This window comes from Arthrobacter sp. sptzw32, from assembly GCF_059089735.1.
In genome coordinates this window covers 82,355-101,737 of the sequence record NZ_JBNHEZ010000001.1, presented here as the reverse complement: position 1 = coordinate 101,737, position 19,383 = coordinate 82,355, and the positions used below count along the sequence as shown (strand labels likewise).

The window sequence follows — 19,383 nt, the reverse complement described above, 5'->3', positions numbered from 1 at the left end:
ACCCGGCTTTTCCCTAACTCCGGGGGTCATGCGCGGGAGATGCGGATCATCTCCTCGCGCGGCACCACCTTGATGCGTTCACGCACCACATGGTCGGAGCCCTGCGGGCCGGTCCAGGCTGCACCGAGGCCGGCTTCGTGGGCGTCGAGCTTGTTCCAGCCTTCCCAGGTGGTGTATTCGATTCCGCGCTCTTCCAGCAGATCGATGATTGCCCGCGGGTCGGGGTTCCGGGCGGGAGGCAGGGTGAGCCGGTCCTCGAGCAGGAACCCGATGGTTTCCAGCGCATCACCCTTGGTGTGGCCGATCAGGCCCACCGGCCCGCGCTTGATCCAGCCGGTGGCGTAGATCCCCGGCACGGGTTTGCCCTCCGCGTCCAGCACCCGGCCTCCCTCGTTGGGGATAACGCCGCGCTCGGCGTCGTACTCCAGCTCGTCCAGGGCGGAGCCGTGGTAGCCGATGGCGCGGTAAACCGCCTGCACGGGGTAGTCGATGAACTCGCCCGTTCCCTTGGCGTTGCCCGTGCCGTCCAGCTGCATGCGCTCGAACTTGATCCCGCCCACCTTGCCCGAGCCGCCGTCGTCGTAAATCTCAACGGGGTTATGCAGGAAGTGCAGGTGCAGGCGGCGCGAGGAGGGGTGCTCGGACTCAGCGTGTTCCTCCACCAGCCAGTTGGTGAGGGTGTTCACCATGGTCTTGATCTGGTTGTTGCTGCGGATTGCTTCGTCGGATGCTTCATCGAACTCGAAGTCTTCGGGGTAGAGCACGATGTCCACGTCATGCATGTGGCTGAGCTCGCGAAGTTCCAGTGGCGTGAACTTCACCTGCGCCGGGCCGCGGCGGCCAAAGACGTGCACGTCCGTGACAGGTGACGCCTTCAGGCCCTGGTAGACGTTGTCCGGGATTTCGGTGGTCAGCAGTTCCTCGGGGTGCTTCACCAGCATCCGGGCCACGTCCAGGGCCACGTTGCCATTACCGATGACGGCGATCTCCTTGGCTTCCAGCGGCCACTCCCGCGGGACGTCCGGGTGGCCGTCGTACCAGGAAACGAAATTGGCCCCGCCGAACGATCCCGCCAGATCGATGCCCGGGATGTTCAGGTCCGCGTCTTTGATGGCGCCGGTGGAGAAGATGACGGCGTCGTAGAAGGCGCGGAAATCGTGCAGCGTGAGGTCCCGGCCGTAGGTTACGTTGCCCAGGAACCGGATGTCGCCGCGGTCCAGGACCTTGTGGAGCGCGTTGACGATCCCCTTGATCCGGGGGTGGTCCGGGGCGACGCCGTAGCGGATCAGCCCGTAGGGGGCAGGGTAGGCCTCGAAAAGGTCGATGCTGACCTCGAAGTCACCGTCCGCCACTCCCCTTGACTTGGTAAGGATGTCCGCAGCGTAGACGCCGGCCGGTCCCGCGCCCACAATTGCTACGCGGAGGGGACGTGCGGGGGTGGTTTCGCCGTGGTTGGACACCTGGGACCCTTCTGACCGATGACGTTGCGCAGCAGGAGCAGCGCACAATCACTTATTCTAATTGGCCGCTTCCGCGGCCCGCTGCTGCCTGCAGCGCAGGGGCCCTAGCCGCTTTGGGCCAACGGAACCACGTTGCCTTCACGGTAAAGCAGGGCACGGAGTTCCGTTTCGGCAGAGTCAGGCCGCTTGGGGTCGATGGTCTCGCCCTCGTGGTAATGGTCCAGGACGCGCGGGTCCACATAGCTCTTGCGGGCAATCGAGGGAGTGTTGCCCAGCACCTCGGATGCTTCAATCATGGCGCGGCTGATGGCCCTCTTGCGTTTCGCCGCCGTTCGTTGCGCCCCGGTCCGGGCCAGGCTGGCGGCAGCGGCCACGGTGCCGCGGAGGGTGCGGAAATCCTTGGCGGTGAAGTCCGATCCGGTGCGCTCCTTGACGTAGGCATTGATGTCAGCGCTGGTGACAGGACGCCAGTGGCGGCCTTCCTTGTATGCCATGAGGCGGGCATTGGGACCGCGGCGCTTGAGCAGGCGCAGGAGGGCCGCAAGGTCAGCGTCACGGATCTCCGATTCCCAGTCCTTGCCGCTCTTGCCCGGGAACCTCAGGAGGATCCGGTCCTTCCGCACCTGGACGTGGGCACAGAGCAGGGTGGCGAGCCCATGGCTGCCGTTTTCGTTGGTATACCGTTCGGATCCGACCCGCAGCGAACCGCTGTCCAGCATCCTGAACGCCCCGGCCAGGACGCGTTCGCGGGAAAAACCTTCGCCGCGGAGGTCCATGGTGACCCGCCGGCGGGCGGCAGGGAGCGACTCAGCCAACTGCAGGGCACGGTTGAACTTGACCCGGTCCTTACGTTCCCGCCATTCAGGATGGTAGATGTACTGCCGCCGGCCCACGGCGTCCACCCCTGTGGCCTGGATGTGGCCGTTTTCAAACGGGGCGATCCACACGTCCGTCCACGCCGGCGGGATGCCGATGCTCTCCAGCCGGTCCCGCACAGGGCCAGCCGGCAGGGTTGAACCGTTGAGGTCCCGGTAGCTGAAGCCCTTGCCTGCCGGGACACGGCGGTATCCGCGGCCCGATGCGTTGCTTCGCCGGAGCCTCATCAGGCGGCCTCCGGCCCTTCGGCAAATATCATAAAGCAAGCCTACTGACTATTTGCCGGAATACCTGCCCTGGGACTGATGTTATGGATGTCGTGCCTTCTCCCGATGGATCTTCCACTTCCCATGTCCCTGCCCAAGCCGCTCCAGCAGCGCCGCCCTCCGAAACGGCGCCGGCAGGCACCAGGGGGGCGCTGCCCAAGGCAGTGGACAAGGAGACGACGGCGGGAATCCTCTTTGGCATCGGAGCTTACGGGCTGTGGGGGCTGCTCCCCCTCTACTTCTTCGTCCTGATGCCGGCGGGCGCCGTCGAAATTGTGGCGAACCGCGTAGTGTGGTCGCTGCTCTTCTGCGCGCTCCTCATTACCGTTACCCGTTCCTGGTCCAACCTTGCCCGCGCCCTCCGGGACCGCACAGTGTTTGGTTCCCTGGCACTGGCCGCCTTCCTGATCGCCGTCAACTGGTTGACCTACACCTACGGAGTGACCACCGGCCAGGCGGTGGAGGCATCGCTTGGCTACTTCATCAACCCGCTGGTCTCGGTCCTGCTGGGCGTCTTCGTGCTCAAGGAAAAGCTTCGCCCGCTTCAGTGGACGGCGGTGGGCATCGGAATCATTGCAGTGGGCGTCCTGACGTACTCCTACGGCAAGCTGCCGTGGATCGCCCTGACCCTGGCATTCAGCTTCGGCCTTTACGGCTTCGTCAAGAAGCGCGTCGGCCCCAAGGTGGACGCCGCCACCAGCCTCAGCGTGGAGACCATGGTGCTGGCCCCGTTCGCGGCGGTCACTATGATCTACCTTGCAGCGTCCGGAACAGCCACCCTGACCACTCAGGGCCCGGGCCATTTCTGGCTCCTGCTGGCCTCAGGTGTGATTACCGCCGTTCCGCTGCTGTTCTTCGGAGCTTCGGCCCGGCGGTTGCCCATGACCACCATCGGGCTGCTCCAGTACTTCGCACCCCTGCTCCAGTTCATCCTCGCCCTCGTGGTTTTCCGCGAAGCGATGACTTTGGACCGCTGGATCGGGTTCGGTGTGGTCTGGGTGGCGCTGCTGGTCCTCACCGTGGATATGCTGCGGACCGCCGGTAAAGCGTCGGCAGCACGGCGGCGCAGCAAAGCTTCGCTGAAATCCTCCTGACCCCCCTGTTGCCCGGAACCTCCGTTGGAGTAGGTTGCTCGAATGGAGGACTCATATCAGGTCATCGTGGTCGGGGCCGGGTTCGCCGGCCTGACAGCAGCGAAGGAACTCGGCCGCAAAGGCGTGCAGGTACTGCTCGTCGACTCAAACAGCTACCACCAGTTCCAGCCCCTGCTGTACCAGGTGGCAACGTCACAGATCGGCGTCTCAGCAATCGCCCGGCCTATCCGGTCAGTCTTCCGGCGGCTTCGAAACGTGCGGGTCCTGACTGCAGAGGTGACGGGGGTCGATGCCGGGAACCACACCGTCACCACAGCCGACGGCAATACGTTCCGGGCCCAAATCCTGGTTCTCGCCGTCGGCGCCGTCCCGAACTTCTTCGATACCCCCGGTGCCGAGGAGCATGCTTTCCCTCTGTATTCGGTATCGGACGCCAGCAGGCTCGGTACCAGCGTGACCCACCTGCTGGACCAGGCGGACCGGGAGCCGGGCACCGCGGTGGACATGGTGGTGGTGGGCGGCGGCCCCACCGGCGTGGAGACGGCCGGGGCGTTGGCCGAAAACATCAAATTCGTTGTGACCAAATACTTCTCCCCCGATCTCGCGTCCCGGTGCCGCGTACACCTGGTGGACATGGTCCCGACAGTGCTCAACATGTTTTCCAGCAAGTCCCAGGAATACACCCGAAAACGCCTGACAAAAATCGGGGTTCAGCTCCACATGGGAGTGGGCGTCACTGAGGTCCGGGCGGACGGCGTGACGCTGGCTGACGGGACGGAGATCCCCGGGGACGTCGTGGTTTGGGCCGGCGGGCTGAAGGGCGGGAACCTGATCTCCGGCTCGGGCCTGCCGCAGGGGAAGGGCGGACGGGTGGACGTCCGCCCGGATCTGACTGCCCCGGATGCCGAAGGCGTGTACGTGATCGGTGACGCCGCCAACATCACTGATGCCACCGGCGCGAAGCTCCCGCAGCTCGGGTCCGTGGCGCAGCAGGCCGGTAAATGGGCTGCCCGCAACATCCACGCGGACCTCAACGGCGGTACCCGGCAGCCTTTCCGCTACGTCGACAAGGGGTACATGGCCATGATCGGGCGGGGCGCCGCCGTCGCTGAACTGGGCCGCAAGCGAGTCCAGCTTCAAGGCTCACTGGCTTTCCTGTCCTGGCTCCTGGTCCACCTTGCCCTCCTGTCCGGATTCCAGCAGAAGGTCCGCGCCATGTTTTCCTGGCTCAACGGTTACGTCCTGCACAGCCCGGCCCAGGTGGTTATCGGAGAACCGAAATGAAACTTCAGTGTTAAAGCCCTGGGACCCCGGAACTGATGTTCCGGGGTCCCAGGGTTTGTTCGCGCCGTTGCGAGGGGACGCTAACTCTAATCGCCGTTCTTTACGCGTTGGCCTTGATCGCTGCTGCAAGGACGTCCAGTCCGTCGTTGAGCAGTTCGTCGGTGATCACGAGCGGCGGCAGGAGACGGATAACGTTGCCGTACGTGCCGCAGGTGAGGATGATGACGCCTTCCTTGAGGCAGGCGGCGGCAACAGCCTTGGTGAGCTCCGGGTTTGGTTCCTTGGAGCCGGCCTGGACCAGTTCGATGGCCAGCATGGCGCCGCGGCCGCGGACGTCGCCGATCACGGCAGAGCCGGCACCGCCCAGCTCGGTCTGCAGCTCACGCAGGCGGGTGGTGGCCACCGCCTCGATGTGGCGGGCGCGGCCGGCAAGGTCGTATTCCTCCATCGTGCCGATGGACGCCAGCGCGGCAGCACACGCCACCGGGTTGCCGCCGTAGGTGCCGCCCAGGCCGCCCGGGTGGACGGCGTCGAGCAGGTCTGCCCGGCCGGTGATGGCGGACAGCGGCATGCCGCCGGCGATACCCTTGGCGAGGGTCATGATGTCCGGGATGACGCCTTCGTGGTTGACGGCGAACCATTCGCCAGTGCGGCAAAAGCCGGACTGGACCTCGTCGGCGATGAAAACGATGCCCTTTTCCTTGGCCCACGCGGCCAGCGCGGGGAGGAAGCCCTCGGCCGGGACGATGAACCCGCCCTCGCCCTGGATGGGCTCGATGATGATCGCGGCTACCTGGTCCCCGCCGATCTGCTTCTCGATCATGGTGATGGCCCGCCTGGCGGCCTCGGCGCCGGTGATCTCCGGGTTTTCCTCGCGGTACGGGTAGCTCATGGGCATGCGGTAGACCTCGGGTGCAAACGGGCCGAAGTTGGTCTTGTAGGGCATGGCCTTGGCGGTCAGCGCCATGGTGAGGTTGGTGCGGCCGTGGTAGGCGTGGTCAAAAGCGACGACGGCGTCACGGCCGGTGGCCAGGCGGGCCACCTTGACGGCGTTCTCCACTGCCTCCGCGCCGGAGTTGAAGAGGACCGTGCGCTTTTCGTGGTCGCCCGGGGTGAGGCGGTTCAGCTGCTCGGCGACGGCGACGTAGCCTTCGTACGGGGTGACCATGAAGCAGGTGTGGGTGAAGTGCTCGACGGCTTCCTTTACGGCGCCGACGACGGCGGGATCGGACGCGCCGACGCTGGTCACGGCGATGCCTGAGCCGAGGTCGATGAAGGAGTTGCCGTCCACGTCGTGGATGATGCCGCCGTCGGCGTCTGCGACATAGACGGGGACCCCGGAGGCAACGCCGGCTGCAACCACGGCCTTGCGCCGCTCGGCCAGGGCGAGGGACTTGGGGCCCGGGAAGTCGGCCTGGACGCGCCGCTTCTGCTCAAGGCGGAAGGTGATGTCTGATGCGGTGGTGGTCATGGGGTTTCTTTCTTAGTTAGGGCGCCGGTAGGACTAGGAGAGTGGGTTATGCATCAAGTGCGCTCATGACGTGCTTGATGCGCGTGTAGTCTTCGACGCCGTACATGGAGAGGTCCTTGCCGTAGCCGGACTGTTTGAAGCCGCCGTGGGGCATTTCGGCGGTAAGCAGGATGTGGGTGTTGATCCAGACGGCGCCGAAGTCCAGGTCGCGGCTCAAGCGCATCGCGGTGCCGTGGTTGGACGTCCACACGCTGGAGGCGAGGGCGTAGTCGACGTCGTTGGCCAGCTCCACGGCTTCTGCCTCCGTGCTGAACTTCTGCACGGTGATAACGGGCCCGAAGGTTTCCTGCTGGACGATGTTGTCCGACTGCCTGGCGCCGGTGATGATGGTCGGTTCGAAGAAAAAGCCCTTCTCCCCTGCACGGTGTCCGCCGGTTTCGATCCGGCAGTGCGCGGGCAGGTTCTCCACCACCGAGGTGACCTGGTTGAAGTGGTTCACGTTGTTCAAGGGGCCAAAGTAGTTGTCTTCGTCGTTCTGCGAACCGGTGCGCAGGGTTCGGGTGTGCTCCACCATGGCGGCCACGACGTCGTCGTGCACGGAATCCTCCACCAGGACCCGGGTGATGGCGGTGCAGTCCTGGCCTGCGTTGAAGAAGGCGAACTCGGCGATCGCCGCGGCGCTCTTCTTGATGTCCGCGTCCTTGAAAACGATGGCAGGAGCCTTGCCGCCGAGCTCCAGGTGCGCGCGCTTGAGGCTCTTGGCAGCACCGGAGGCGACGGCAATGCCGGCACGCACGGAGCCGGTGATGGAAACGAGCCCCGGGACCTTGTGGTCCACCATCATGGCTCCGGTCTTGCCTGTGCCGAGCACCACGTTGAGCACGCCGGCGGGAAGGATGTCACCGGCAAGGCGGGCCAGGACCAGGGTGGATTCGGGGGTGGTGTCCGAGGGCTTCAGCACCACGGTGTTGCCGGCCGCGAGCGCGGGGCCGATCTTCCAGATGGCCATCAGGAACGGGTAGTTCCAGGGAGCAACCTGTGCCACCACGCCGATAGGCTCGCGGCGCACATAGGAGGTGTGGCCCTCGAAGTACTCGCCGGCGGACTTCCCTTCAAGGATGCGTGCGGCCCCTGCGAAGAAGCGCAACTGGTCAGCGCCGGCCGCGATTTCCTCCGAAGCGATCAGGGAACGGACCTGCCCGGTGTTGCGGTGCTGCGCCTCCACCAATTCTTCGCTGTTGGCCTCGATGGCGTCCGCGAGCTTAAGCAGCATCAGTTGCCGCTGTCCCGGGGTGACGTGCTTCCAGGTCTTGAAGGCTTCCTTGGCGGCTGCCATGGCCGCGTCAACGTCTTCCTGCACGGAGATGGGCGCGCGCGCCACAACGTCACCGTTGGTGGGGTTGACGATGTCCAGCGTGCCGGTTCCGGCAGGCGTAACGAACGTCCCGTTGATGAAGTTCTGCAAGGTCTGGACCACGGTGTGCAACCTCTTTCCTGGGGGCCACCCGCACCTGAGCGGTAATCAGGGCGGACGGATTTGACTGCCTTGAGCCTATGCCAGCACTCCTGCGCGGTGAATAGCCACCTGCACACCCTTTCTGCTGCTTGTTAGTGCGGTTGACTAGCGCCCGCTTATCCTTGGTTCATGGCCATTTCCCTCGCTGCCCTTCTGGGTGTCAAGTCCCTGAACCTGTCCAAAGCAGGGCTTGCCGAGACCACGTGGCACCAGGACATCAACTGGGTGGCAGTGACCGAGCTGGAGGACCCGCAGAGGTTCATCAACGGCGGGGAACTGATCCTCACCACCGGCCTGCGGCTGAAGTCCGCGCCGGAGCAGCGGCGCTTCGTGCGGCAGGTGCAGCGGGCCGGCGCCGTAGGTATCGGCTTCGGTGTGGGACTCTCGCATGAGGCCGTGCCGCCGGCACTGCTCGCGGAGGCGAACCGGTGGGGCCTGCCCGTGGTGGAAGTCCCCTACGCCACACCGTTCATCGCCATCGGCAAGCTGGTTGCTGACGCCCAGTCCGCGGACCACTACGCCAAACTTGAGCGCCTGATCGCCGGGCACCAGGTCCTGGCGCGCGCCCTGCTGACAGGCGGCGGCCTGGCCGAGCTCCTCAAGAACCTGGGTGGCATGCTGCGGGCGGACATTGCCCTAACCCAGTTCACCGCCCAGTTGTACAACAGCAGCAAGGACACTCCGCAGGCGGACACCTGGTCCTCGTACCCCATCCCAACTGGCCGGCGTGATGCCTGCACGCTGTGGGTGCACAAGCCTTTCGAGGACTCGGGCATCATCGGTTACGCCCAGAACCTGATCAGCGTGGAACTGAATAACATGGTCAAACAGCGCCAGTCCGAGCGCGCGCTGTGCGGGCAGGTGCTGGAGGACGTGATCCACGGGGCCCTGGAAACCAGTGAGGCCCAGCGCCGGCTCGCCGGCATCGGCGTGAACAGCACCCGCAAGAATGTTGTGCTGCTGGCAGTCTCCGCCGCCCACCACAAAGCCCTGTTGAGCACCTCAGTACCGCGGGAGCTGGAGAACGCCGTTGCCGCCGTCGTGGGCAAGGATCTCGTGCTGGTGATGAACGACGACGGCGGCACGGCGCCGTCTTTGGCGCGCAAGTTGAGTGACCACCTCGCTGAGGCGGGGATCCATGCGACGATCGGCATCGGCGGGGCGTACACCAAGCCCAACGGTCTGCGCTGGAGCTACTTTGAGGGGCGTGACGCCGCCAGCCACGGGTTGCCCGTCAACGAGCCGGAGCGGCTGAGCCTGACGTCCCTGCTGCTGGCAAGCGAAGACGTGCCGTTGGCCGACATGGCCCACGAGTCTCTCAACCCGCTCCGGACCTTCGACGCCGCCCACGGCGCCGAACTGATGACCACGCTTGAGAGCTACCTGAACAACAACGGTTCCGTGGCCGCGGTGGCCGAGGAACTCACCCTGCACCGGAACACCGTCAGGTACCGGCTGGCGCAGATCACCGAGCTCACCGGCTACGATCCCGCCGTCACCGCTGACCGGGTGCAGCTGTGGCTGGCGCTGGCAGTGGCCAGGCTGTCCGCCAGGCAGGGAAAGTAAGGAAACCCGACGTCGTCAGATGACCCGGGGCTTCAGCAGCCTCCGGGACTTCTTGCGGGCCTTGCGGTACTTGGCCTCGGCCGAATCCATCAATTCCGCCTGCCGGGTCCCGAGTGCGGCCAGTGCCTCAGCCGTGGTCCCCGACAGTTCCTGGCCTGTTTGGAGGGCCTGCAACAGGTTCCGTGCAATGACGGCGTCATGGTAGTCCCCCAGCATCTTTTGCTGCCGGTGTGCGGCCTTGGCCACTTTCCCGGCGCGTTTGCCCCGCACCAGCGCAGCGGATTCCGCAACGTGGCGGAGCCGTTTGGCGTCCTTGCGCGCCTGGTGGAGGGCATTTTCGTGGGCCGTTCCCCGCCTTGCATGGGCCGCGGCCTTGTGCGAGCGCCGCAGGCGGCGGGCCGACTTCTCCACCACCTTTGCGGCAACGGTCCGTCCTGAAGCAGCCGCCCGGGACAGCACCGGCGGCCGGTTGCAAAAACCTTCCAGGTCATCCAGCAGTTTGAAATAGCGCTCCGATTGCAGTGCCTCCTGAAGTTGGCGGTACCCGGCGTCGAACGCTGCCCCGGCCGTGAGTTCGACCTGGGCCCTTACCGCGTCGGCCCCCTCACCGGGCGGCAGCTCAGCGATGTGCGCCCGTAAGTGGTTCAGCAGGACTTCAGCGTCCCGGGGTTCGCCCAGCAGGCGGCCCAGCCAGTGGAGCTCGTCCCGGAGGCGCCGCACCGGGACGGCCCGGTAGAGCTTCCGGTAGGCGGCCAGCACCGAACGGATCCGCCGGGTCGCGGACCTCATGTCGTGGACGCCCTCGGGCTCCTCCAGCCGGACGGCGGCGTCCGCGGCGGTAATCTGGCCCACCTCCTCCCCTACATAGGCCGTGACGACGGAAGTGGCCGTGGCCTTCTTTCCCGTCCTGGGCGCGGCGGGGCTTTCCTTCTCCCCTTCATCCCTCTCCCCTGAGATGCTGCCAAGTGCCCGCGCGAGCTTGGAGGCATGGGCTGCGGGGCGGGCGCCGGCGGCAGCGAGGAGTGCACCGGCAGGGCCGAACAGCTCCGGTCCGCCGTCGACAAGTTCAAGTTCCCACTCCCGCCAGCGCTGCGGCTGTTCGTCCGCGGGCGGGTGCAGACGCGTCGCCGCCACCTGGTCGTCCGCTAAGTCCGCCAGGTGACCTCCGTCCTCCCCGTAGAGCGCGTGCGTGGTGCGCACTGTCTCCAGGCGGACAACCGGCACCAGTTGCGCGCCGCGGAGGTACGCCTGGACGTGGGCCAGCAGGATGTCGGGTACGACGTCGGGCCGGCCAAGCGGTGCATGCAGCTCCCGGCGCTGCTGGGGTTCCCCTTCGGATGCTGCGGCGGCTTCCGGCGGCAGCTTGAGGTGCCAGCCCGCATCCAGTCCCCCGGTGCGGCGGCGCAGGGTGACGCGGCGGGATGACAGCGTGTGGCGGTCTGTATCGAAATAGACAGCCTCAAGATGGGCGGTATGGGGGGTCCCCACCCGGGCAACGCCCGGCAGGTCTTTCAGCGCGGGTACTGCGGCGTCGTCGCCGACGTCGTACTTCTTTTCAATCTCAATTCCCTGGGAAGCCTTCACAGCTGTCCTTCCGCTTTGGTCCTGCCTGCGGGCCGGAACTCTCCGTTCCGGAACCCCGCTGGAAGTCTATTGTGCAGATGCAATGCGCCGGGAGAGGTTGGCCACATAACTGGAGACATCAAACGTCTAACCTTTAGCCTTGAACCATGCCCGCCGCTCCCCCCGCTCCTGCCGCCGCGCCCTCCAAGCCATTATCCAAGCCGCCGGCCGCACGCGTGCCTGCGCCTGCCGCGTCCACTGCCGGGGCCCAGGTCACCAGGCCGCGTTCGGCCGTCGTGTTCGGGGTTATTGCGCTGGTGCTGATCGGGCTGAATCTGCGGGCGGGCATCACCGGGGCGTCTGCGCTGCTGCATGACCTGCAGAATGTGCTGGGGTATGGGCCGCTGGTGGCAGCGTTCATCCCGTCGATCCCCACGCTGTGCTTCGCCCTGGCGGGGGCGGGCACGTCCTGGTTGACGGGCAGGCTGGGGGTGGAAAAGGCGATCCTGCTGTCCCTGGCCATGCTTGCGGGCGGCCTGCTGCTGCGGGGGATTCCCGCTACCGGGATGCTGGTGGCCGGAAGCGTTGTGGGAATGTCCGGGCTGGCGGTCTGCAACGTGGCCATGCCGTCCTTCATCCGGGAGCACTTCGCCCACCGGACCTCCCTTATGACGGCCGTGTATACGGTCACCATGACCACCGGGGCCACCGTCACCTCCGTTGCCGTCGTCCCCCTGGCGCAGGCCCTCGGATCCCCGTCCGCCGCCGTCGGGGCAATCGGCATCACCGCGGTGGCCGCATTCCTGGGCTTCCTCCCTGTTGCACTTCATGCGCACCGGCACAGCGGCCGCCCAGCGGAAAAGCACGTGTCGCCCTGGCCACTGCTGCAAACCCGGAAAGGGCTGCTGCTGACCGCAATTTTCGCGCTCCAATCCCTCATGGCTTACTCGCTGCTGAGCTGGCTTCCCTACATGCTCACCACCATGGGACTTGGCGCCTCCGGCAGCGGGCTGATGTTCGGACTGATGCAGCTGGTATCCGTTCCCGCGGGCATGCTGCTGATCGCCATCGGTTCCCGGCCCAGGATGTTGCGGCCGGCGTTCTACCTGGTCAGCATCACCATGGCGGCGGGCCTTGCCCTGCTCCTGGTCCTGCCCGTTGGCCTGGCCATCCTTCCGGTGATCCTGCTGGGTTTCGGACTGGGCATTTTCCCGCTGGTGATGGTGATGATCAGCCGCAGCGGTGCAAGCACAACCGAAACCACTGCGCTGTCCACGCTGGCCCAGTCCACCGGCTACCTGCTCGCCACTACCGGCCCGTTCGGGATGGGGCTCCTGCACAGCACCACGGGCGGCTGGACCCTCCCCCTCGCTTTGCTGCTGGGCCTGGCGGTGGTGCAGATTGTGGTGGCCCACCTGATCACGGGCGGCGCGATGACCCGAAGCGTTGCCGGCACCCAGGCCAAAAACCCCATCGGCATCCCTGCCGGCAGCACCGCGGCCACCGGGAAGTAGCACGCCATGGCCCTGAGCACTTCCCACCGCCCGCCGCTCGCCGACGAAGTCACGGCAAAGCTGCGGACCATGATCCAGTCCGGCGAGTGGCCCCTTAACCAGCGCATCCCGTCCGAGACGGGACTGATGGCTGACCTGGGCGTCTCACGCGGTACGCTCCGGGAGGCCATCAAGGCGCTTGCCCACAGCGGGATGCTGGAAGTCCGGCGTGGTGACGGCACCTATGTGCGTGCCACCAGCGAGATCTCCGGCGCCGCCCGCCGCATGTACCAGGACCACACAGAGGCCCACATCCTGGAGGTCCGGCGCGGACTGGACACGCAGGCTGCCAGGCTGGCGGCGCGGAACGCGACGGCGGACGACACCGCCTCCCTGCGAGCCCTCCTCGCGGACCGGAACGAGGCCTGGATCTCGGAGGACTTCGAGGCATGGGCGAGGGCTGACTGGGGCTTCCACGAGCGGGTGGCGCAGGCATCGGCAAATCCCCTGCTGCACGCGCTTTACGTCAGCTTCGGCGCCGTTGTCCACGGGGATTTGCTGAAACAGCTCCGCCGGCCCGGATTCGACGGGCTCCAGCATGAAGGCCACGACCTTCTGCTGGCCGCCATCGAGCAGCGGGACGAAGACGCGGCCGTGGCAACGGTCAACGCCAACCTGAACTCATGCGCCGAGTGGTTGGCCGGATAATCTGTTCCTCGGGGTTTCGCCCCTCCTCAATCAGTCAGTAGGCTTACTATCTGAGACAGGTAGTAGGCCTGCGGCGCATACCCGTGCCCAGGCACCCGCCGATGATGAGGAGTCCCCCATGGCGCGAGCAATACGCGTGACCGACCAGGGGCCGGCCACGGACACCCCGCAGCCCGTGCCGGCGGCCGGGTCAGCACCGCAGCAACACACCCCCGGCCCCGCTGCACGGAAGAAGGAACCAAAGCCGGCCGGCGCGCTGTGGGCGGACGGGCTGGGCAGGGTGGGCATCCGTTCGGCGCAGGTCCTGCTGATCCTGACAGTCGCCGCGGTCTCCGTTTACGCGCTGCTGCAGATCAAGCTGCTCGTGATTCCGATCCTGATCGCGCTCATCCTGGCCGCCGCCATCGGCCCGTTCGTCAACATGCTTCGGCGCCGCGGGATGCGGGGCGGCCTGGCCACCGGCATCGCCTTCATTGGGCTGCTGTTGGTACTCGGCGGCGTCTCCACTGTGATTTACCACTCGGTGCGGAACCAGTGGGGCGAATTGGCGCAGCAGGCTGCATCAGGGCTGGATGAGCTCGAGCAGTTCCTGCTGACCGGCCCCATCCCCCTCGAACAGGCACAGCTGGACCAGGCCCGCGAGGGCATTATCCAGTTCGCCACCAGCAGCCAGGTCCGGTCGGGGGCTCTTACCGGGCTGTCCGTGGTCACCGAGTTCCTGGCAGGGGCAAGCCTGGTAATCATTATCCTGTTCTTCTTCCTGAAGGACGGCGCCAAAATCTGGAACTTCTTCCTCCGTCCCTTCAAGGGGGAACGCGAAGCCAAGCTGCGCCGGGTCGGCAGCCGCACCCTTGAGGTACTTGGCGGTTACGTCCGCGGTACGGCAATCGTTGCGCTGGTGGACACTGTAGCCATCGGGGCCGCGCTGTTGATCATGCAGGTTCCGCTGGCCATCCCCCTGGCCATCATCGTTTTCATTGGAGCCTTTGTCCCGCTGGTGGGCGCAACCGTGGCCGGCATTCTGGCCGCACTGGTGGCCCTGGTGGCCAATGGCCCCGTGGTTGCGCTGATCGTGGTGGCCGTGGTCATCGCCGTCAACCAGCTCGAGGGCGACCTGCTGCAGCCGATTGTGATGGGCAAGTCCCTGCAGCTTCACGCCCTGGTGATCCTGATGGCATTGACCGCCGGCACCATCCTGGCCGGCATCGTCGGCGCGGTGCTCTCCGTCCCGCTGGCCGCCGTTGCCTGGGCCATCATCCAGGTCTGGACGGCCGAGGATCCGAACATGGAGGACATGAACCCGGACCTTCCGCCGCTCAATAGCCAGCCAATCTAAAGCGCTCCGGGAACCTCTTGGCCCAATCACGACGACGGTCCGGCACCTGGGTGCCGGACCGTCGTTGCGTTTGCTGCGTCAGCGCCGCGGGAGTTAGCTGCGCACTCCCTTGAACACGTTCTTGGGCCGCTGCATCTCGCCATGCTTGGCTCCAAGGATCACTACGAGTCCGGCGAAAGCGGGGATGACCCACTGCAGCATTTTGAGCTGCTGCTGCGCGGCCTGGAGTTCGTCGGAAGCGTCAGGCCGCGGCTCGGTGGCGCCTTCGGCGCCCTCCGCTGCGAGCTTTTCGACCTTCTTGCCAAGGATGCCGGAGTACAGGGTTACCGCTGCGCCAACCAGCGTCACGGCCGTCTTGATGACGGTGTCCCTTGCCACGCCGTCCTGCTGGGCGATGCGCTCCTTGTTCTCCAAGGCGATGGCGAGGTCCGCTACGAGGTGCGAGGCAAATGCTGCCGTCTGGAACGGCGCCCATTTCATCCAGCCGGCGCTGGAGAGTCGGGTGCGCTCAGCGGGGTCCTTGGCTTGCGCTGTTGCGCCGTTCAGGCCGATGGCCCCCATCAGGGACCCACCAAACCATGCTGCTGCCGTCAGGTCGTGAACTGACCGGGCAATGAGATTTCCTGCCATGATGTGCATTCCTAACGTTGAACTGGTTGAGATGCCGTGCCTGCGGACTTCACTTGCCGTGTCCCATCGAGGTCATGGTCCGCCTATGGTAAGCACACTTACTAATGTTACGAAAGCCCGTCTTGCCCATGCCGACCGCGTAATATCGTGCTCATGGGAACTACTGGGAGTTTGTTCGGCTGGGCCTTCGGAGACCCGGCCCGCGAAAATGAAGACAGCTACGTGGACGGGCTTCAGCGCGAAGCATTCGGAAATGCGCAGGACACCGCCAAAACCAAGGGCCTCGCTGTTGTCCCGGGCTCCGAGGTGTTCACCGTGTTGAGTGCGGACGATACCCTGGTGGAGCTGGACAACGCACCCGGAAAGCTCGTGGTGCGCTGCACCGTTCACGTGGAGGGACCCGGTGCGGAGAAGATCCGTGCCGAAGGGCCCATGAACGGCTGACCTGTGTCAGAGAGCGAATCCACCATCAGCCAGGCCGCGGATGCCGTTGAGGAGGCCTCCAACCACCCCGCCCTGGACGTTCTGGCCCGGACCGGGTTCGCCGTAATGGCCCTGCTGCATGTCATCATCGGAGCTATCGCCGTCGCCGTGGCTTTCGGCCAACCGGGGGAAGCGGAACCCACCGGAGCCATTGAGCAACTGGCCGCAAACCCGTGGGGTCCGGCAGTCATGTGGGCGTGCGTGCTGGCATGCATCGGCCTGGGGTTGTGGCAGGCGAGCGAAGCGACGCTACGGGCCCGCCGCCTGCCCCGCAAGGAACGCGTATCCAAGCTGATCTCCTCGGGCTTCCTGGCCGTCGCCTACACCAGTGTGGGCTTCAGTTTTGCCGGTTTTGCCGTGGGGATGCGGGGGGATTCCAGTGAGAGCACGCGGGACTTCAGCGCCTCGCTCATGGCTACGTCCTGGGGCCGGTGGGGGCTGGTGGCGCTGGGCCTGACCATCATCGGGATCGGCATTTACTTTGTGTTCAAGGGCGTCCGGCGGGGCTTCAAGGAGGAGCTGTTCCGTTTTGACGGCACCCGGCGCGGCCGGCTCATCGACACCCTCGGCGTCACAGGCCATGTCTCAAAAGGCGCCGCCCTTGGCCTCACCGGCCTGCTCTTTGTCATTGCCGCTGCCAAGCACACCCCGGAGGAGTCCACCGGGTTGGACGGCGGCCTCAAAGCCCTCCGGGACCACCCCTTCGGCCCGTACCTGCTCGTGGTCATTGGGGCAGGGTTCATCGCCTACGGGATTTTCGCCCTGATCCGGTCGAGGTTCGGGCGCATGTAGTTCCACCTTTTGTGGGTAGGAAGGAAGCATGACGCATTTGTTGAGGGAGCAACCAGCCGGCGGCGGCGCGGCGCGGGACGTGGTGCCCGGTGCCACGGAGACGGCGGGCCGGGCTTTTGCTGCCCTGTTCCGGCTCCTGAAGGTGGCCCGCCCCGACCGGCCAATCCACCCCAAGGGCATCCGCCTGGATGGCGAACTTACCAGGACCGGCAACCCGGGCGAGCCGAGCGGACTGGACTGGCTCGACGTTCCCGGGGAGGACCCCGTTGCAGCGCGGTTTTCGCGCTCGGCCGGGCTCCCCGAACGGCTTCCGGACGTCCTGGGGCTTGCGCTCCGGATTAACGACACCGCTGACGTCCTGTTTGCCTCCACCGGCTGGCAGGTGCCCGGGAGGTTCCTGCTCCAGCCCAAGCTCGACGTTCCCTCCGCCACCTTCACCACAATAATGCCTTACCAGGGCCGGAAGGGTCCGGTACTCCTGGGGCTCCGCACCGTAACCCTGCCGGCTGGATCCGTCACCGCCGGCGAGTGGGTGCTCGGGCTGTATTGGGCCAAGCCGGCCGGGCAGTGGCGGCAGTGCGGGGAACTGCGGCTGCGGGCGGCCCCGGAACAGGCTGACACGGCCCTCCGCTTCAACCCCATACGGAACGCACCGCCCGGCGCCGGGATATACGGGTGGACCCGCCGCCTGCGGGAGCGCTCCTACCGGACGGCGCAGCTGCCCGGTCCGCCCGCCGTCGCCCGATCTGCTCCTGCTCCCGCCGGAGAACGCACCAGCCCAGCCGCCCCAGGAAGGAAACCCATGTCCACCGTGTCCCAGTTGTTCAATACTCCTGCCGCCGATGTCTGGCGGGTCATCGCCGATGGCTGGCTGTACTCCGGCTGGGTTGTCGGCGCCTCCCGCATCCGTGCCGTGGACGACACCTGGCCGCAAACCGGTTCCCGCCTTCATCACTCAGTGGGCGCCTGGCCGCTGGTCATCAACGACAGCACCCGGGTGACCGCCGTCGACCCCGGAAAGTCCCTGGAACTGGTGGCGCGCGGCTGGCCCATGGGTGAGGCCAAGATAGTCATCACACTCCAGGACCAGGGCGGGCAATGCCTTGTGACCATCGCCGAGGACGCCATCCGCGGCCCGGGCCAGAAGGTGCCCAAAATCATGCGGGACCCGATGATCACGGTACGGAACCGTGAAACCCTCAAGCGCCTGGAGCTCATGGCTGTCGGCGGAGCAGGCAGGTAAGGGCGACGGGACAGCCCGTCCGTGCTTAAAGCAGGCGGTCCCTTCCCGCCGCACCCATGAATGGGTGGGCGGGAAGGGACCGCGCAGTTCTTGTTTCTGCGTTAGACCTGCGCGGCGACGCCGTCGCGGGAGATGGCGACCATGTCCTCGCGCGGCACCACCTTGATGCGCTCACGCTTGACTTCAACACCGTGTGAACCGCCGGCTTCCGTTGCTGCTGCCCCCAGCGCCAGCTCGTGCGCGTCCAGGGCAAGCCAGCCTTCCCAGCTGGTGAACTTTACGCCGCGGGCGTCCAGCAGGTCGACGACGGACTCCGCCTCCGGGACGGCGGCCACCGGCAGGTTTTCGCGGTCCTCCAGGAGGTAGGTGACGGTTTCGAGGGCATCGCCCTTGGTGTGGCCGATCAGGCCAACCGGTCCGCGCTTGATCCAGCCCGTGGCGTAGATACCCGGCACGTGCTTGCCGTCAGCGTCAAGGACGCGGCCGCCGTCGTTCGGAACAACACCCTTCTTGTGGTCGAACTCAACCTCCGGCAGGGCCGAACCGAAGTATCCGATGGCGCGGTAGACGGCCTGGACCGGGTAGTCCACGAACTCGCCGGTGCCGCGGGCGTTGCCGGTGCCGTCCAGTTCGGTGCGTTCGAACTTGATGCCGGCAACCTTGCCCGGCGTCTCGGCGTCGTCGTAGATCTCCACCGGGCTGTGCAGGAAGTGCAGGTGCAGGCGGCGGGAGGCCTTCAGCTCGGAGAGGTCCTCGGGCTGCTCGGCGATCCAGTTGGTGAGCGTGCCCACCATGGTCTTGGTCTGGTTGTTGGACTGGATCTGGCGGTCGGATTCCTCGTCGAACTCAAAGTCCTCCGGGTACAGGATGATGTCCACGTCCTTTGAGTGGGACAGCTCGCGCAGCTCCAGCGGGGTGAACTTGACCTGGGCGGGACCGCGGCGGCCGAAGACGTGGACGTCCGTGACGGGCGAAGCCTTGAGGCCGGCGTAGACGTTGTCCGGAATTTCGGAAACCAGCAGGTCGTCGGCGTGCTTGGACAAGACGCGGGCCACGTCAAGGGCCACGTTGCCGTTGCCGATAACAGCGATTTCCTTTGCCTCCAGCGGCCACTCGCGCGGCACGTCGGGGTGGCCGTCGTACCACGAGACGAAGTCCGCGCCGCCGTAGGAGCCGTCCAACTCAATGCCGGGGATGTTCAGGTCCGCGTCCTTGATGGCACCGGTGGCGAAAATGACGGCGTCGTAGTGGGTGCGGAGATCCTCGATGGTGAGGTCGGTGCCGTAGTCCACGTTGCCGAAGAAGCGGATGTCGCCGCGGTCCAGCACCTTGTGCAGGGCGTTGACGATGCCCTTGATGCGGGGGTGGTCCGGGGCCACGCCGTAGCGGATCAGTCCGTAGGGTGCCGGGTAGCGGTCAAAGAGGTCAATGCTCACAGTCAGCTCGCCGCTTTTGACGGCTTCGCTCTTGGTGAGGATGTCCGCGGCGTAGACGCCGGCCGGGCCGGAGCCCACGACGGCGACGCGCAGCGGACGTTCGGCAGAACCTACGGTGGTGCTTGATGACACGGCTGTGTTCCTTTTGTTCGTTCCGGCCCAACCA

At 66.0% G+C, this 19,383-nt stretch carries 16 protein-coding genes; 9 read left to right on the top strand and 7 right to left on the bottom strand.

Annotated elements, in window-relative coordinates; all coding sequences use genetic code 11:
* Positions 1-26: 26 nt before the first annotated feature.
* Both AC5RVN_RS00445 and AC5RVN_RS00440 read right to left on the bottom strand, forming a co-directional pair.
* The gene (locus tag AC5RVN_RS00445) at positions 27-1,460 is read right to left on the bottom strand and encodes an FAD-dependent oxidoreductase (RefSeq protein WP_494136759.1); all 1,434 of its coding nucleotides are present in this window, start codon (positions 1,458-1,460) and stop codon (positions 27-29) included.
* A gap of 104 nt (positions 1,461-1,564) precedes the next feature.
* Positions 1,565-2,563, bottom strand: a complete 999-nt coding sequence (locus AC5RVN_RS00440; protein ID WP_494041718.1) for a DNA topoisomerase IB — start codon at positions 2,561-2,563, stop codon at positions 1,565-1,567.
* 83 nt (positions 2,564-2,646) lie between these two features.
* Between AC5RVN_RS00440 and rarD the strand changes: the two genes are divergently transcribed.
* Both rarD and AC5RVN_RS00430 read left to right on the top strand, forming a co-directional pair.
* On the top strand, positions 2,647-3,696 hold the full coding sequence (rarD, locus tag AC5RVN_RS00435; protein ID WP_494136758.1) for an EamA family transporter RarD: 1,050 nt from the start codon (positions 2,647-2,649) through the stop codon (positions 3,694-3,696).
* Between the two features lie 42 nt (positions 3,697-3,738).
* Complete coding sequence (locus AC5RVN_RS00430; RefSeq protein WP_494136757.1) at positions 3,739-4,980, top strand: NAD(P)/FAD-dependent oxidoreductase; 1,242 nt, start codon at positions 3,739-3,741, stop codon at positions 4,978-4,980.
* Positions 4,981-5,080: 100 nt separating this feature from the next.
* On the opposite strand, the gene gabT is transcribed toward AC5RVN_RS00430, so the two are convergent.
* Both gabT and AC5RVN_RS00420 read right to left on the bottom strand, forming a co-directional pair.
* The gene (gabT, locus tag AC5RVN_RS00425; protein WP_494105179.1) at positions 5,081-6,451 is read right to left on the bottom strand and encodes a 4-aminobutyrate--2-oxoglutarate transaminase; all 1,371 of its coding nucleotides are present in this window, start codon (positions 6,449-6,451) and stop codon (positions 5,081-5,083) included.
* Positions 6,452-6,497: 46 nt separating this feature from the next.
* Positions 6,498-7,928, bottom strand: coding sequence for a gamma-aminobutyraldehyde dehydrogenase (locus tag AC5RVN_RS00420; protein ID WP_494136756.1), 1,431 nt, complete (start codon positions 7,926-7,928; stop codon positions 6,498-6,500).
* 168 nt (positions 7,929-8,096) lie between these two features.
* Here AC5RVN_RS00420 and AC5RVN_RS00415 point away from each other — a divergent pair, with 168 nt between their 5' ends.
* Complete coding sequence (locus tag AC5RVN_RS00415) at positions 8,097-9,533, top strand: PucR family transcriptional regulator (protein WP_494041713.1); 1,437 nt, start codon at positions 8,097-8,099, stop codon at positions 9,531-9,533.
* Between the two features lie 15 nt (positions 9,534-9,548).
* On the opposite strand, the gene AC5RVN_RS00410 is transcribed toward AC5RVN_RS00415, so the two are convergent.
* Positions 9,549-11,117: a CYTH and CHAD domain-containing protein gene (locus AC5RVN_RS00410; RefSeq protein WP_494136755.1), complete on the bottom strand. Its 1,569-nt coding sequence runs from the start codon at positions 11,115-11,117 to the stop codon at positions 9,549-9,551.
* A 146-nt stretch (positions 11,118-11,263) separates the two neighbouring features.
* On the opposite strand from AC5RVN_RS00410, the gene AC5RVN_RS00405 reads away from it, so the two are divergent.
* The 3 genes from AC5RVN_RS00405 (at position 11,264) to AC5RVN_RS00395 (ending at position 14,633) form a co-directional block, all read left to right on the top strand.
* The gene (locus tag AC5RVN_RS00405; protein WP_494136754.1) at positions 11,264-12,610 is read left to right on the top strand and encodes an MFS transporter; all 1,347 of its coding nucleotides are present in this window, start codon (positions 11,264-11,266) and stop codon (positions 12,608-12,610) included.
* Positions 12,611-12,616: 6 nt separating this feature from the next.
* Positions 12,617-13,297, top strand: coding sequence for a FadR/GntR family transcriptional regulator (locus AC5RVN_RS00400; RefSeq protein WP_494041710.1), 681 nt, complete (start codon positions 12,617-12,619; stop codon positions 13,295-13,297).
* A gap of 118 nt (positions 13,298-13,415) precedes the next feature.
* The gene (locus AC5RVN_RS00395) at positions 13,416-14,633 is read left to right on the top strand and encodes an AI-2E family transporter (RefSeq protein WP_494136753.1); all 1,218 of its coding nucleotides are present in this window, start codon (positions 13,416-13,418) and stop codon (positions 14,631-14,633) included.
* A gap of 93 nt (positions 14,634-14,726) precedes the next feature.
* Here the strand turns inward: AC5RVN_RS00395 and AC5RVN_RS00390 are convergent, their stop codons facing one another.
* On the bottom strand, positions 14,727-15,263 hold the full coding sequence (locus tag AC5RVN_RS00390) for a hypothetical protein (RefSeq protein WP_494136752.1): 537 nt from the start codon (positions 15,261-15,263) through the stop codon (positions 14,727-14,729).
* A gap of 153 nt (positions 15,264-15,416) precedes the next feature.
* Here AC5RVN_RS00390 and AC5RVN_RS00385 point away from each other — a divergent pair, with 153 nt between their 5' ends.
* Genes AC5RVN_RS00385 through AC5RVN_RS00375 form a run of 3 tightly spaced genes read left to right on the top strand, consistent with a single transcriptional unit; the run spans position 15,417 to position 17,781 of the window.
* Positions 15,417-15,707: a hypothetical protein gene (locus tag AC5RVN_RS00385; RefSeq protein WP_494136751.1), complete on the top strand. Its 291-nt coding sequence runs from the start codon at positions 15,417-15,419 to the stop codon at positions 15,705-15,707.
* A 3-nt stretch (positions 15,708-15,710) separates the two neighbouring features.
* Positions 15,711-16,538 (top strand): DUF1206 domain-containing protein, encoded by an 828-nt coding sequence (locus tag AC5RVN_RS00380; RefSeq protein WP_494136750.1) that lies wholly within the window; start codon positions 15,711-15,713, stop codon positions 16,536-16,538.
* Between the two features lie 28 nt (positions 16,539-16,566).
* Positions 16,567-17,781: an SRPBCC family protein gene (locus AC5RVN_RS00375; protein WP_494136749.1), complete on the top strand. Its 1,215-nt coding sequence runs from the start codon at positions 16,567-16,569 to the stop codon at positions 17,779-17,781.
* 101 nt (positions 17,782-17,882) lie between these two features.
* Here the strand turns inward: AC5RVN_RS00375 and AC5RVN_RS00370 are convergent, their stop codons facing one another.
* Complete coding sequence (locus tag AC5RVN_RS00370; RefSeq protein WP_494136748.1) at positions 17,883-19,349, bottom strand: FAD-dependent oxidoreductase; 1,467 nt, start codon at positions 19,347-19,349, stop codon at positions 17,883-17,885.
* Positions 19,350-19,383 lie beyond the last annotated feature (34 nt).

What these genes read in the sequence shown, in the direction of transcription:
- AC5RVN_RS00440 (WP_494041718.1), bottom strand. Translation starts at nt 2,563, where the DNA reads ATGAGGCTCCGGCGAAGCAACGCATCGGGCCGCGGATACCGCCGTGTC.
- rarD (WP_494136758.1), top strand. Translation starts at nt 2,647, where the DNA reads ATGGATGTCGTGCCTTCTCCCGATGGATCTTCCACTTCCCATGTCCCT.
- AC5RVN_RS00430 (WP_494136757.1), top strand. Translation starts at nt 3,739, where the DNA reads ATGGAGGACTCATATCAGGTCATCGTGGTCGGGGCCGGGTTCGCCGGC.
- gabT (WP_494105179.1), bottom strand. Translation starts at nt 6,451, where the DNA reads ATGACCACCACCGCATCAGACATCACCTTCCGCCTTGAGCAGAAGCGG.
- AC5RVN_RS00415 (WP_494041713.1), top strand. Translation starts at nt 8,097, where the DNA reads ATGGCCATTTCCCTCGCTGCCCTTCTGGGTGTCAAGTCCCTGAACCTG.
- AC5RVN_RS00405 (WP_494136754.1), top strand. Translation starts at nt 11,264, where the DNA reads ATGCCCGCCGCTCCCCCCGCTCCTGCCGCCGCGCCCTCCAAGCCATTA.
- AC5RVN_RS00400 (WP_494041710.1), top strand. Translation starts at nt 12,617, where the DNA reads ATGGCCCTGAGCACTTCCCACCGCCCGCCGCTCGCCGACGAAGTCACG.
- AC5RVN_RS00395 (WP_494136753.1), top strand. Translation starts at nt 13,416, where the DNA reads ATGGCGCGAGCAATACGCGTGACCGACCAGGGGCCGGCCACGGACACC.
- AC5RVN_RS00390 (WP_494136752.1), bottom strand. Translation starts at nt 15,263, where the DNA reads ATGGCAGGAAATCTCATTGCCCGGTCAGTTCACGACCTGACGGCAGCA.
- AC5RVN_RS00385 (WP_494136751.1), top strand. Translation starts at nt 15,417, where the DNA reads ATGGGAACTACTGGGAGTTTGTTCGGCTGGGCCTTCGGAGACCCGGCC.
- AC5RVN_RS00375 (WP_494136749.1), top strand. Translation starts at nt 16,567, where the DNA reads ATGACGCATTTGTTGAGGGAGCAACCAGCCGGCGGCGGCGCGGCGCGG.